Source organism: Morganella morganii H1r (genome assembly GCF_000633515.1).
GTDB classification, from domain to species: domain Bacteria; phylum Pseudomonadota; class Gammaproteobacteria; order Enterobacterales; family Enterobacteriaceae; genus Morganella; species Morganella morganii_B.
The window spans coordinates 1-12,734 of record NZ_AYMP01000025.1; the positions used below are offsets into that span (position 1 = coordinate 1).

The window sequence follows — 12,734 nt, forward strand, 5'->3', positions numbered from 1 at the left end:
TTTTCGGGGGGATTACCGGGTTATTTACTTTTGCATAATCAAAAGGTGAAATAGTTTGTTCTCTGTTAGCATCCAGAAAATCAGCCCACCATTGCAGCATCAGCCTGCGTTCTTCAAGAAACTCCGCCTTGTGAATATAAGCTGCACGTACGCCATTACGTTCTTGATGGCTCATCTGACGTTCTACAGCATCTCTTGACCATAATCCAGATTCGATCAATGAGCTGCAGGCCATAGCTCTGAAGCCGTGACCACAAATATCAACTTTCGTATCGTATCCCATAAGTCGTAATGCATTATTTACCGTATTTTCACTCATTGGTTTCCAGGGATTGTGATCACCCGTGAAAATTAATTCATGCTCACCGCTGATAGTGTGAATCACCCACAGGATATCCAGTGCCTGAATTGAAAGTGGTACCAGGTGCTCTGTACGCATTTTTGAGCCACGATGAGAGAATTTTACACCGTCAATCGGTTTTCGTTCCGGAGGGATAGTCCACATAGCTTTCTCAAAATTTATCTCTGGCCAGCGGGCAAAGCGAAATTCACTGGAGCGGATAAATATCAGCAAAGAAAGCTGTGTTGCCAGTCTGGTCATGATTTGTCCCCGGTAAGTATCAATACGTTCCAGTAACTCAGATATCCGACTCAGTGGCAATGCAGGCCTGTGCTGCCGTTTAACTGTGGCCAGCGCCCCCGCCATATCGGTAGCGGGATTATAATCAATGATCCCGGACTGGGCGGCATATCGCATGACAGCGGAGATTCGTTGTTGAAGGCGGGCTGCTACTTCATAAATCTCTTTTGCTTCAGCAGCTTTAACCGGAATGAGTAAATCAGGTGTTTTCAGTGATGTCATATCCCGTGAACCGATGTAAGGGAAAACATGCGTCTGAAGGCTTTTCCATGTTTTTTCCCTGTGGGATTCTGACCAGGTTTTGTTGCTTTTATGCCAAAGTCCGGCAATGGCTTCAAAGCTTTGTGAAGCGTCTGGTAACGCTTTCTTTATCCGTTTCTGTTCACAAGGGTCGATACCCTCAGCAATCTGCTTACGTGCGCTGTCTCTTTTATCACGTGCGTCAGAAAGGGATAATTCAGGATAAATTCCCAGAGCTAATGTTTTTTCTTTTCCCTGAAAACGGTAACGGAGTCGCCAGTAACGTGAGCCGTTGGGATGAACAAGTAAAAACATATTGCCGGAATCAGTAAGTTTATAGGGTTTTTCTTGCGGTTTTGCAGCCCGAATCTTAGCGTCAGTAAGTGCCATAAAAGGGGTCTCCGGAATACGAGAGGGTACAAATTTCTGTCGAATCAGGGTATACCCTCATTTGTACCCGCGCAAGTAACTTGATGCGGGTAGAATTTGGTTGAGTTGGGTTGAATGAAGAACTACGGAGAAGTAGATATCTGGCGGGCTTTATAAACGAAAACGGACCTCCGTAGAGGTCCGTTGACATGAATTTGGTGCCCGGACTCGGAATCGAACCAAGGACACGGGGATTTTCAATCCCCTGCTCTACCGACTGAGCTATCCGGGCAACGAGGCGTATTAAACCCGATTCCGTTCCGGGCGTCAATCTTATTTCCTTCAAATTTAATCAAGTGACGGTTTTTTCTGCAATTTACTGAAATTTTAAGCAGTAACATCCGTTTTTGCGGCATAACACGTAAAATTACCGGCGGACAATTGCAGATCCTGTCCGCCGGAAAACTTAACGGCGGTAGCCTTTTTGCAGATCGTTGACTTTACGCAGGTAATTACGGGATTCACCGGACGGGTGTTTCGTCGTCAGGGTTTCATACACTTTCCCCGGTTCCATACCGCTGATAATGCGGGCGGCCTGCTTTTTATCACTGTGGAAGACACGCAGCACACTGCCCGCACCGCCGTTGTAGGCGGTGATAACCGCATAGCGCCGTGATGTCGGGTTGCTGATCTCACCGAGGTAGGTATTCTGCAGAATAGCCAGATATGCCGTACCGGTGTCGATATTACTGGCCGGGTCAAACAGATAGCTGCGGCTTGGCACACCGGAGCGGCCCTGTGATTTAAACACGTCACGTCCGGCGGTGTTCGGCATGATCTGCATCAGCCCCAGTGCATCAGAACGGCTGACCGCATACGGGTTAAAGCTGGATTCCGTCTGCATAATCGCGAGGATCAGCGATTCTTCCACACCGTATTTGGCCGATGCCTGACGAACCAGCGGCAGGTATTTGTGAGCGCGCTTATCCAGATGGTTAGGCACCAGTTTCAGGGTGATATAGGTGATCATCTGTGAGCCGGACTGACGGCGCTGCAGGCGATTGGTCACCAGATAATCCGCGAATTTGGTGGCACGCCACTCCCAGCGGACGGGTTGTCCGGTATGATCCAGCACCTGACCGAACAGGAACGGCTCTTTACTGATGGTGACATCGTTGGCATCGGAATAGAGGTCAACCGAGCCCGGATCATCCCCCATCAGCAGGGTATTGATAATCGCCTGACGCAGATGGGCTTCCGGCTCAACCCCTGCCAGAGTCTCAATGGTAACAGTACCGGCATCAAAGTTGATATGGGAGCGGGTGTAGTACTGATCGGTGTATTTGACATAATCTTTCGGACCGGCGATCAGAACTTCTTTTATACCCCAGATATTTTCAATGTTATGGGCAAACTGGCCCATCAGAATATCAAATCCGTTGGTATCCTTAACATATTCAGGACGGTAATCCGTCTGTTTCTGTGAACCGGTACAGGAAGCCAGCAGCGGCGCAATAATGATCAGTGCAGCGAGTTTTTTCATGGGTATAAATACGGTGCGATCCGGGTTCAGATACAACATCAGAGCCGGGAAAGGGCTCTGATGACTGGGTTATTTTTCAGGCGGTGTATAGCCTTCAATGTGGATATCATGGCCTTCAAACAGGAATTTGACCATCTCCTGTTCCAGCAGTTTGCGATCGTCCGGGTTCATGGTGCTGAGTTTTTTTTCGTTGATCAGCATGGTCTGTTTGGACATCCACTGCTGCCAGGCTTCTTTGGAAATCTCATTAAAAATACGTTTGCCTAATTCGCCCGGATAGAGCTGAAAATCCTGGCCGTCAGCCTCACGCTGAAGAAAGGTGCAAAAAATCGTTCTGCTCATGTAACATCCTCAAAAATAGGGTTCTTTACCGATTTGCTTAAGCAAGGTTTCCACCGGGGCGGCCAGGCCGATTGCCGGAGGATTTTGGCTGTTATACCAAATCCCGTCGCTGTCGTCATGGACTGCGGTGCGATCGGTGACGTTTGCGGCAACGGGGACAATATCCAGATGAAAATGGCTGAATGTGTGGCGGAAAGCAATCAGCTGCTGTAACGGTGAGTGGCTGATACGGCGCTGTGCCAGCCAGCCGTACATGTCATCTTCCGTTGCAAACTGCGGAAAACTGTATAATCCGCCCCAGATCCCTTTCGCAGGGCGTTTTTCCAGCCAGATCTCATTATCATGCTGAATGATAAGAAAGTAAGCTGTTTTTTCCGGGATCGATTGTTTCGGTTTTTTGCCGGGATATGCTGCCGGGTTGTGCTCTGCATACGCAATGCAGCCGGACTGCAGCGGGCACAGCTCGCACTTGGGTTTGCTGCGTGTGCAAACCATCGCGCCCAGATCCATCATCGCCTGATTAAAATATTGCACGCCGTCAGCCGGCGTCACATCTTCGGCGATCGCCCAGAGGCGGTTTTCCACCTCTTTTTTACCGGGCCAGCCGCTGACGGCATAACAGCGCGCCAGCACCCGTTTGACATTGCCATCCAGAATCGGGAAATGCTGATTCTGAGAGAGGGACAGAATCGCGCCTGCGGTTGAGCGCCCGACACCGGGCAGGGCAACCACGTCCTCAAACGTCACCGGAAACCTGCCGCCGAACTCTGAGGTGATAGTCTGTGCGGCTTTATGCAGATTGCGGGCACGCGCGTAATAGCCGAGCCCGGTCCACAAATGCAGCACTTCATCAAGCGGTGCGGCGGCGAGATCAGTGACCGCCGGAAACCGTTCAATAAAACGGTTAAAATAAGGAATAACCGTTGCCACCTGGGTCTGCTGTAACATCACTTCAGAGAGCCAGACATGGTAAGGGGTTTTTTCCTGCTGCCAGGGCAGGTTTTTTCTGCCGTAACGGTGATACCACGTCAGAACCGACTGCGAAAATTGCTGTGCTTCCATGAGAATAAAATAATAATTGAATAGTTTTAATTGACGGGAATTCCAGCACACTGTTTTGCGACTGTAAACCAACTTTTACCCGAAATTGTGCGAAAGAGGGTGATTAACCGGTGCGAAGTCGGTTGTCTCTTGCTAAACTTGCCGCACTTTGCGTGTGTCAGCGCAGCGCAGCCCGTTGTGCCGGACACATTATGATTTATTTTTGCCGGGATACTGACAGCAAACCTTATGATCAACAATGTAATTTCGCCGGAATTTAATGAAGACGGCAGAGCCATGCGCCGTGTCCGCAGTTTTGTGCGCCGTCAGGGACGGCTGACCAAACGTCAGGAAGATGCCCTGACTGACCTGTGGCCGTCAGCGGGTGTGGATTTTACCCCGGAACTGCTGGATTTTACCGCGCTGTTCGGGCGTGATGCACCGGTCACGTTGGAGATCGGTTTCGGCATGGGCACTTCTCTGGTGGAGATGGCGAAACAGAATCCGGATAAAAACTATCTGGGGATTGAAGTACATGCCCCGGGGGTCGGTGCCTGTCTGGCGGATGCGCAGGAAGCCGGTGTGACGAACCTGCGGGTGATGTGCCATGATGCCATCGAAGTGCTGGATAAAATGATCCCGGATAACAGCCTGCATATGGTGCAGCTGTTCTTCCCTGATCCGTGGCATAAGGCCCGTCACAATAAACGGCGCATTGTTCAGCTGCCGTTTGCCGAAAAAGTGCGGACAAAACTGACGCAGGGCGGTATCTTCCATATGGCGACAGACTGGCAGCCGTATGCGGAACACATGCTTGAGGTCATGACTCAGGCACCGGGTTACCGCAATCTGTCAGCCACACAGGATTATGTACCGCGCCCGGATACCCGGCCGGTCACGAAGTTTGAAAAACGCGGCCATCGCTTAGGCCATGGCGTCTGGGATCTGATGTTTGAGAGGATGAAATAATGGCAACACAACGTAGTCGTCGTTTACGGAAAAAAATGCGTATCGATGAGTTCCGCGAACTCGGTTTTTCCTTCAAATGGGATTTCCCGGAAGGCACTGATGTCGATACTATCGACCGCACCGTTGACCAGCTGGTTGACGAAGTGATCGAGCCGAACGGCCTGGCGCTGGATGCCAGCGGTTATCTGAGCTGGGAAGCCATGGTCTGTTTACAGAAAATCGGCGAGTGTACCGATGAACACCGTAAGCTGGTGGGTGACTGGCTGAAAGCCAAAGGGATGCAGAACATTCAGATGTCTGAACTGTTCGATATCTGGTGGGACTGAGATAAATTTCTTACCACGCTAATTATTAATAAGGGCACCTGAATGGGTGCCCTTATCTGTCTCCGGCCTCCGGATTTGCGGCATACCGTGTTTTGGAGTAACAATTTTGACCACACACTTTAGTAATGAACTGCTGGACGATATTTTGCACCGTGTCCGGCCGCTGATGGGCTCCGGTAAAGTGGCGGATTATATTCCGGCGCTGGCAGAAATCTCACCTGACAGGCTGGGGATCGCGGTGTGTACTGTGGACGGGGAGATTTTTTCCGCCGGTGATGCTTATCAGCGCTTTTCTGTACAGTCTATTTCCAAAGTGCTGAGTCTGACACTCGCGATGACACGTTATAAGGAATCGGAGATCTGGTCGCGGGTCGGTAAAGAGCCGTCCGGTCTGCCGTTTAACTCGCTGGTGCTGCTGGAGATGGAAAAAGGCATTCCGCGCAATCCGTTTATTAATGCCGGGGCGATTATTATTGCGGATATGCTGCAGTCCCGTCTCAGTGCGCCGCGTCAGCGGATGCTGGAGTTTGTCCGCAAACTGACCGGCAGTCAGGATATTACCTATGATTTGCAGGTGGCGCGTTCTGAACTGGAGCACGGCAGCCGCAATGCCGCTATCGCTTTTCTGATGAAATCTTTCGGCAATTTTGAAAATAATGTACTGACTGTGCTGGAGAACTATTTTCACTATTGCGCACTCTCAATGAACTGTGCTGAACTGGCAACCTGTTTCGCCTATCTGGCCAACGGCGGCGTACCGCCGGGCAGCAGCGAACCGGTGATCACGCCGTTGCAGTCACGGCAGATAAATGCCCTGATGCTGACCTGCGGAATGTATGACGGATCCGGGGAGTTTGCTTACCGGATAGGCATGCCCGGTAAATCCGGGGTCGGCGGCGGGATTGTCTGTGTGGTGCCGGGCGAGTTTTCTGTGGTGGTCTGGTCACCGGAACTGGATGATTCAGGGAACTCTTTGGCCGGTTGCGCTGCCTTAGAAATGTTATCTGCAAAAATCGGGCGCTCTATTTTCTGAACCCGCCGGGTTCAGCGTCCGCTGTCTGAGAATCAGGAGTGTTTATGTTACGTAAATGGATTGCCGTTCTGAGTCTGGGTGCTGCATCGCTGGTATCGGCGGAAGGGTATCAGTGCAGTGTCACCCCGCAGGATGATTTGGTCATCACACCGGCGTATGTGCAGGTGATCGGGAAAAGCGGGGAAATGAAGATCACCCCTGACGGGCAGATCACCCGTGACGGCAAATCCCTGACACTCAGCGCCGCACAAAGTGCGGATGCAAAACGCTATCAGTCGGGTGTGCGTCAGGATGTGCCGTGGATAAAACAGCAGGCGGTGAACCGGATCGGTAAATCCCGTCAGGCGGTGGATAAGGTACTGATCAAAGAGATGGGGCAGGACAGCAAACTGCGCGGCCATCTGACAACCCTGGAAGCGGATCTGAATAAACAGATTGATCGGATTATTGAAACCCGGGCGGATGGTTATGCTTTCCATCATCAGGCGATTAAGCAGGTGGAGCAGGACGGACGTGCGCAAATTCAGCAGCGTCTCGGCGGCATGCTTCAGGATGCTATCAATGAGATCGGCCGCAAACAGCTGCTTGCCGGGCTGACCGGTGACAAAAGCGCCGCCGGTGCGGCACTGAGCGGGCTGGACGGGTTACAGAAATCCTTACAGCAGGCCGTGCGTGAACAGGAAGGTGATTTTAAACAGTTCAGTAAACAGGTGTGCGGTAAAGTCACCACGCTGGAACAGCAGCGTATTCAGCTGATGAATTCCCTTAAGTAATATAAGGTTACCGGTACATTTTGTACCGGTAACTGCTTTTTTAGCTGATCAGGTTCAAATAAATAATAATTGTTATGATAATGATTCTTATTTGATTGACATGTTTCGGCTTCTGCCTAGAATGAACTGCAACGTTAAACGCATTTAATCAGGCAGGAACATGAAAAAGATCATTCCGTTAGTGTTAATTCCGTTTTTAGGCTTTGCCTCCGCTTCCGCGCTGGCTGACTCCGCGCCGAAATATACCCCGAATCATATTGCCGCTGCGGCGGATAAAAGCCCGATGCTGACCATCGAACACCAGTCCGGCTCTGCGAAAGTGGCACAAAAGCCATCCCGCGTGGTGCTGTTTGACTTTGGTGTGTACGACACCATGAATAAGCTGGGGCTGGCTGACAATGTCGTTGCGCTGCCGCTGGGTAATCTGCCGTCATACCTGAAAGGTCAGGTGAACAGCAAAGTCGCGGATGCAGGCGGAATGAAAACGCCGGACCTGGCAAAAATCGCGGAACTGAAGCCGGATCTGATTGTGATCACCGGCCGTCAGGGCAAATCATTTGATGAACTGAACAAAATCGCGCCGACAGTGAATCTCGGTACCGGCGGTGATGATTATCTGGCAGCGGCAGAGGCGAATATTACTCTGATCGGTCAGCTTTATGATATTGAGAAGAAAACCGCAGAAGAACTGGCCGCACTGAATAAAACCGTTGCTCAGGCTCAGGAAAAAGCCGCCAAATCCGGTAAAAAAGTACTGGTGATGCTGCATAATGACGGCAAATTATTCCCGAATAAACAGCCGGTTGTCTATCAGGTGGTGAAAGCGGCTGCTGTTGATATCCCGGTTGACCCGAAAGCAGAGAAAGATAAGCGCCCGCAGGTGACACCGGACATGGTGGCGGAGCTGAATCCGGATGTGATTCTGGTGATTGACCGCAGCGCGGCGATTGGGGCAGGGCAGTGGGATAAAGCCGCCTTTGAAACCGATGGCGTGAAAAAGACCAATGCCTTTAAAAATGACAAAATTATCGTGTTACAGCCGGATCTCTGGTATCTCTCCGGCGGCGGGCTGGACAGTCTGAGCCTCCAGGTACAGGCTGTGGAAAGCACGCTGTAATCAGCTGATTTATATCAATAATAAAACCCGGGCGTGAAAGCGGCCGGGTCAGGCCGTTGACAAACCCGCAGGGGTTGGCGACGACCGAAGAAGTTGTAAAAATAAACCAGGAAAATCAATTTATTGATTTTCGGCTGATAACACAAAGCAGGAAAAACCACGTTTTATCCTGCTTTGTCAGCAATCTCACCCGGGCGTGAAAGTGTGAAGCGGCCGGGTTTTTGTTTTATAAAAATCGTTCCAGCAGGGTATTGAGGAATAACTTGCCATGTTCGGTTACCTGCCAGTGAGTCGCGGTTTCGGAAATCTCACCGGCATTCAGTGCCGCCTCAATCTGCGGGCGAACCACGGATTCCGGCAGTCCGGTATAATCGGTGAAATCCCGGCGCGGCATCGCTTCCAGCAGGCGGAACCGGTTCATAAAGAACTCAAACGGCCGATCTTCCGTTGCCACGTCATTTTGCTGATCGAGATAGCGTCCGGCCATATAACCGCGCGGATGTTTGGTTTTGACTGTCCGCAGAATGCGTCCGTCAGCAAACGAAATTTTGCCGTGCGCACCACAGCCGATCCCGAGATAATCCCCGAAACGCCAGTAGTTGAGATTATGCTGGCACTGAAATCCCGGTTTTGCATACGCGGAGGTTTCATACTGCACATAACCGGCCTGTGTCAGTAACTGATGGCCCTGTGAGAAAATATCCCACAGAAGATCGTCATCCGGCAGTACCGGCGGGCGGGAGCCGAAGCTGGTATTCGGTTCAATCGTCAGCTGATACCAGGACAGGTGCGGCGGGGCAAGTTCAATCGCCTGGCGCAGGTCACTGAGTGCTTCGCCGAGATGCTGCTCCGGCAGCCCGTGCATCAGGTCGAGGTTAAAACTGCGCAGTCCGAGTGTCGCCGCGAGCCGGGCAGCCCGTTTGGCTTCTCCGGCATCGTGAATGCGCCCGAGGCGGATCAGTTTGTCATCACCGAAGCTTTGCACACCAATGGAAATGCGGTTGATACCGGCTTTCTGATAGCCGCTGAAACGATCGGCTTCCACGGTGCCCGGGTTGGCTTCCATGGTCACTTCCGCATCTGCTGCGACAGGAATACGGGCACGCACGCCGTCCATCAGTGTCTGCATGGCTTCCGCACTCAGCAGGCTGGGAGTGCCGCCGCCGATAAAGATGGTCCGGATTTCCCGCCCGGCCACCAGCGGCAGATCGGCATCCAGATCAGCCAGCAGATGTGCCACATAATCATCATGCGGCACTTCACCTTTCAGCGCGTGAGAGTTGAAATCACAGTAAGGGCACTTCTGAACACACCACGGAATATGAATATACAGACTGAGCGGGGGAAGCTTACCCATTACGCAGGGCTTCCGACAGCAGTGCCAGCGCTTTGCCGCGGTGAGACATAGCCTGTTTTTCTTCTGGACGCAGTTGTGCGGCGGTTTTGTTCAGTTCAGGTAACCAGAAGACCGGATCATAACCGAAACCGCCTTCGCCCTGCGCCTGCTCTGCAATCACTCCGGCCCAGCGGCCATGACAGATAATCGGTGTCGGGTCGTTTTCGTGACGCATATAGACCAGCACACAGTTGAAGTGCGCCTGACGCTGCGCCGCCGGTACGCCGTCAAGGGCGGCCAGCAGTTTTACGATATTGGCACCGTCGTTGCCGTCAGTCCCGGCATAGCGGGCGGAGTAGATCCCCGGCGCACCGCCGAGGTAATCGACGGAGATCCCGGAGTCATCCGCAATGACCGGTAAACCGGTCACTTTCGCTGCGTGACGCGCTTTGATAATGGCATTTTCAACAAAGGTCAGGCCGGTTTCCTCAACGGAGCCGACTCCCAGTTCTGTCTGTGCCACCACATCCATACCGGCATCCGCCAGCAGTGAGGCCATTTCGCGGACTTTTCCGGCATTGCCGGTAGCTAAAACAATTTTGCGGGTCATATCAGCGCCTGATTACATAAATATCCACTGAACAATATCGTTATAGAGATAGCCCAGTGCATACAGAATAAAAATGACAATCATTGCAGAGAAATCAATGCCGCCCATCGGCGGAATGATACGGCGGAACGGCGACATCAGCGGTTCGGTCAGCTGCATCAGCACATAATCCACCGGGTTGCGGCCCTGGCTGAACCAGCTCAGCAGCGCGCGGGCGAGGATCACCCAGAATACCGTCATACCTGCAAGATAAAGAAGTTTAAAGAAAGCGACTAACAGCATCAGCCCGCCGAGCTGCTCCTGAAAACCGGCCAGAAACCACGGAAAAAGCAGTTTCAGCAGTACGGCAACATAGGCCAGCAGCACAGAAGCCGTATCAATCGGGCCGACAGCCGGAATAATACGGCGCAGCGGACGAACAACCGGCTGTGTGGCTTTCACGACAAACTGGGCAAACGGATTATAAAAGTCCGCGCGCGCCCATTGCATCCAGACACGCAGCAGTAAAATCGTGGCATAGGCATGCAGGAGCGTGGTGACAACAAAATTCAGTGTTTGCATCGGTGAAATCCTTAACAGAAAACAAATTAACCGGTTTGTGATAACGCACTAAGGTACCGGAAGGTCATGATACAGAATGATCAGGATACAGAATAGTTACGTGCACCGAAAATTGCAGTGCCGATGCGCACCATGGTCGAACCGCAGGTGATGGCGGCGTCCATATCGTCAGTCATACCCATCGATAACGTATCCGCCTGCGGGTATTTCCCCTGCAGTTCACGGAAAGCGGTTTCCATCTGACGGAAAACCGCAGACTGGCGCTCAGGATCCGTTTCCGGTGCAGGTATTGCCATCAACCCGCGCAGACAGACGTTCGGCAGGGCCGCAACCTGCTCTGCCAGCGCCGGTAATTCCGCAAGGGTGATACCGGATTTACTGTTCTCATCGCTGATATTGATCTGGATAAGCACATTCAGCGGCGCTTTGTCCGCCGGACGCTGGTCACTCAGGCGCTGTGCGATTTTCAGCCGGTCGATGGTGTGGCACCAGTCAAAATGCTCCGCAACCAGACGGCTTTTATTAGACTGCAGCGGGCCGATAAAGTGCCATTCCAGATTTTTATTCGCAGAGAAATACTGAATTTTTTCAACGCCTTCCTGGACGTAGTTTTCACCAAAGCGGGTTTGCCCGGCAGTTATCGCTTCTTCGATCGCGCTCACAGGTTTGGTTTTACTGACGGCAAGTAAGGTCACTGTGTGTGGATCGCGGCCGCATTTTTGCGCCGCAGCGGTTATACGTTCTCTGATTTCTGTCAGATTGTCTTTTATTGGTTTCATGATGATCCGGGAGATAACCTAATGAATATGGATAATTTAATCGCCCTTAGTGTAAAGCATAATGCATCCGATCTGCACCTTTGTGTTGGTCAGGTGCCGGTGTTACGGGTGGATGGAGAGCTTTTTTCGCAGACACACTGTGCGGCGGTAACCGATGACGCACTGCGCGGCTGGGTAAAGACGATCCTCGACCAGGCAAATTACCACAGATTGATGACAAAAGGGCAGGCGGATCTTGCGTTGTTTATCCGCGATCAACCTTTGCGGGTGAATATTTTTATGGCAGGGGGATTGCTGAACGCCGCTCTGCGGCTGATAAACCCGGTGGTACCCTCTCTGGAGGATATCCTGGCGCCGCCGGTGTTTGCCGGACTGCTGTCAGAAACGCAAAGCGGCCTGATTCTGGTCACCGGGGCGACCGGCAGCGGAAAATCAAGCACGCTGGCGGCGCTGCTCAGTTATATCAATCAGCACTTCCGGCGGCATGTGATTACCCTCGAAGATCCGGTGGAGTTCCGTCACCGCAGCAGGCAATCGCTGATCCGCCAGCGGGAAATCGGTCGTGATTGTGAGGATTATCAGCAGGGGCTGACGGCCGCGCTGAGACAGGATCCGGATGTGATTATGCTGGGGGAGCTGCGGGATGAGGCGGCTATCCGTCTTGCTCTGACGGCGGCGGAAACCGGACATCTGGTGCTGAGTACACTTCATACCAGAGGCGCGATTGCAGCGATTGAGCGGCTGACAGATGTGTTCAGCGGCACAGAAAAAAACAGGGTGTGCAGTCAGCTGGCAGGCAGTCTGGTGGCAGTGCTGAGTCAGTATCTGGTGGCAAAACAGGGGGGCGGGCGCTGTGCCGTGTTTGATGTGCTGATCAATACCCCGGCGGTGGCGAGCCTTATCCGTGATAACAAAGCACATCAGATTGCTTCTCATCAGCAGTCAGGCGCACAGTCCGGCATGATGACGGAGGAGCAGTGCCTGCAATGGCGGCGCGGCAGAGGAGAGATTGCGGGGGTGGCGGGCGCGGTACCGGCATGGTAAACAGTACTGCG

Annotated in this window: 14 protein-coding genes and 1 tRNA gene; 6 read left to right on the top strand and 9 right to left on the bottom strand. The window is 52.3% G+C overall.

Translation table 11 applies throughout. The features are described from left to right. The 5 genes from U868_RS0115255 to mutY all read right to left on the bottom strand — a co-directional run. Nucleotides 1–1,270, bottom strand: a 1,270-nt coding sequence (locus tag U868_RS0115255) for a tyrosine-type recombinase/integrase (protein ID WP_025154048.1), incomplete at its 3' end; no start/stop codon positions are given. A gap of 195 nt (nt 1,271–1,465) precedes the next feature. Then, a tRNA-Phe gene (locus tag U868_RS0115260) sits at nt 1,466–1,541 on the bottom strand. Nucleotides 1,542–1,715: 174 nt separating this feature from the next. Then, complete coding sequence (mltC, locus tag U868_RS0115265; RefSeq protein WP_025154049.1) at nt 1,716–2,792, bottom strand: membrane-bound lytic murein transglycosylase MltC; 1,077 nt, start codon at nt 2,790–2,792, stop codon at nt 1,716–1,718. 69 nt (nt 2,793–2,861) lie between these two features. Next, nucleotides 2,862–3,134, bottom strand: coding sequence for an oxidative damage protection protein (locus U868_RS0115270; RefSeq protein WP_004237812.1), 273 nt, complete (start codon nt 3,132–3,134; stop codon nt 2,862–2,864). Between the two features lie 9 nt (nt 3,135–3,143). Next, complete coding sequence (gene mutY / locus U868_RS0115275; RefSeq protein ID WP_025154050.1) at nt 3,144–4,196, bottom strand: A/G-specific adenine glycosylase; 1,053 nt, start codon at nt 4,194–4,196, stop codon at nt 3,144–3,146. Between the two features lie 228 nt (nt 4,197–4,424). On the opposite strand from mutY, the gene trmB reads away from it, so the two are divergent. The 5 genes from trmB to U868_RS0115300 all read left to right on the top strand — a co-directional run bounded on the left by trmB (nt 4,425) and on the right by U868_RS0115300 (nt 8,393). Then, nucleotides 4,425–5,144 (top strand): tRNA (guanosine(46)-N7)-methyltransferase TrmB, encoded by a 720-nt coding sequence (gene trmB, locus U868_RS0115280; RefSeq protein WP_025154051.1) that lies wholly within the window; start codon nt 4,425–4,427, stop codon nt 5,142–5,144. Next, nucleotides 5,144–5,470 (top strand): YggL family protein, encoded by a 327-nt coding sequence (locus tag U868_RS0115285; protein ID WP_025154052.1) that lies wholly within the window; start codon nt 5,144–5,146, stop codon nt 5,468–5,470. Before trmB ends, U868_RS0115285 begins: the two co-directional genes overlap by 1 nt. Nucleotides 5,471–5,576: 106 nt before the next feature. Further along, the gene (gene glsB / locus U868_RS0115290) at nt 5,577–6,503 is read left to right on the top strand and encodes a glutaminase B (RefSeq protein ID WP_025154053.1); all 927 of its coding nucleotides are present in this window, start codon (nt 5,577–5,579) and stop codon (nt 6,501–6,503) included. A 44-nt stretch (nt 6,504–6,547) separates the two neighbouring features. After that, nucleotides 6,548–7,276, top strand: a complete 729-nt coding sequence (locus U868_RS0115295; RefSeq protein WP_025154054.1) for a DUF2884 family protein — start codon at nt 6,548–6,550, stop codon at nt 7,274–7,276. 160 nt (nt 7,277–7,436) lie between these two features. After that, nucleotides 7,437–8,393, top strand: coding sequence for a siderophore ABC transporter substrate-binding protein (locus tag U868_RS0115300; RefSeq protein WP_025154055.1), 957 nt, complete (start codon nt 7,437–7,439; stop codon nt 8,391–8,393). A 226-nt stretch (nt 8,394–8,619) separates the two neighbouring features. Here U868_RS0115300 and hemW read toward each other — a convergent pair whose 3' ends face one another. From hemW to U868_RS0115320, 4 genes are all read right to left on the bottom strand, one after another. After that, nucleotides 8,620–9,750 (bottom strand): radical SAM family heme chaperone HemW, encoded by a 1,131-nt coding sequence (gene hemW, locus U868_RS0115305; protein WP_025154056.1) that lies wholly within the window; start codon nt 9,748–9,750, stop codon nt 8,620–8,622. Further along, nucleotides 9,743–10,339, bottom strand: a complete 597-nt coding sequence (rdgB, locus tag U868_RS0115310; protein WP_025154057.1) for an RdgB/HAM1 family non-canonical purine NTP pyrophosphatase — start codon at nt 10,337–10,339, stop codon at nt 9,743–9,745. Before rdgB ends, hemW begins: the two co-directional genes overlap by 8 nt. 12 nt (nt 10,340–10,351) lie before the next feature. Then, nucleotides 10,352–10,900, bottom strand: coding sequence for a YggT family protein (locus U868_RS0115315; protein ID WP_025154058.1), 549 nt, complete (start codon nt 10,898–10,900; stop codon nt 10,352–10,354). Between the two features lie 80 nt (nt 10,901–10,980). Further along, nucleotides 10,981–11,679, bottom strand: a complete 699-nt coding sequence (locus U868_RS0115320) for a YggS family pyridoxal phosphate-dependent enzyme (protein ID WP_025154059.1) — start codon at nt 11,677–11,679, stop codon at nt 10,981–10,983. Between the two features lie 21 nt (nt 11,680–11,700). On the opposite strand from U868_RS0115320, the gene U868_RS0115325 reads away from it, so the two are divergent. Further along, nucleotides 11,701–12,723, top strand: a complete 1,023-nt coding sequence (locus tag U868_RS0115325) for a type IV pilus twitching motility protein PilT (protein WP_025154060.1) — start codon at nt 11,701–11,703, stop codon at nt 12,721–12,723. Nucleotides 12,724–12,734 lie beyond the last annotated feature (11 nt).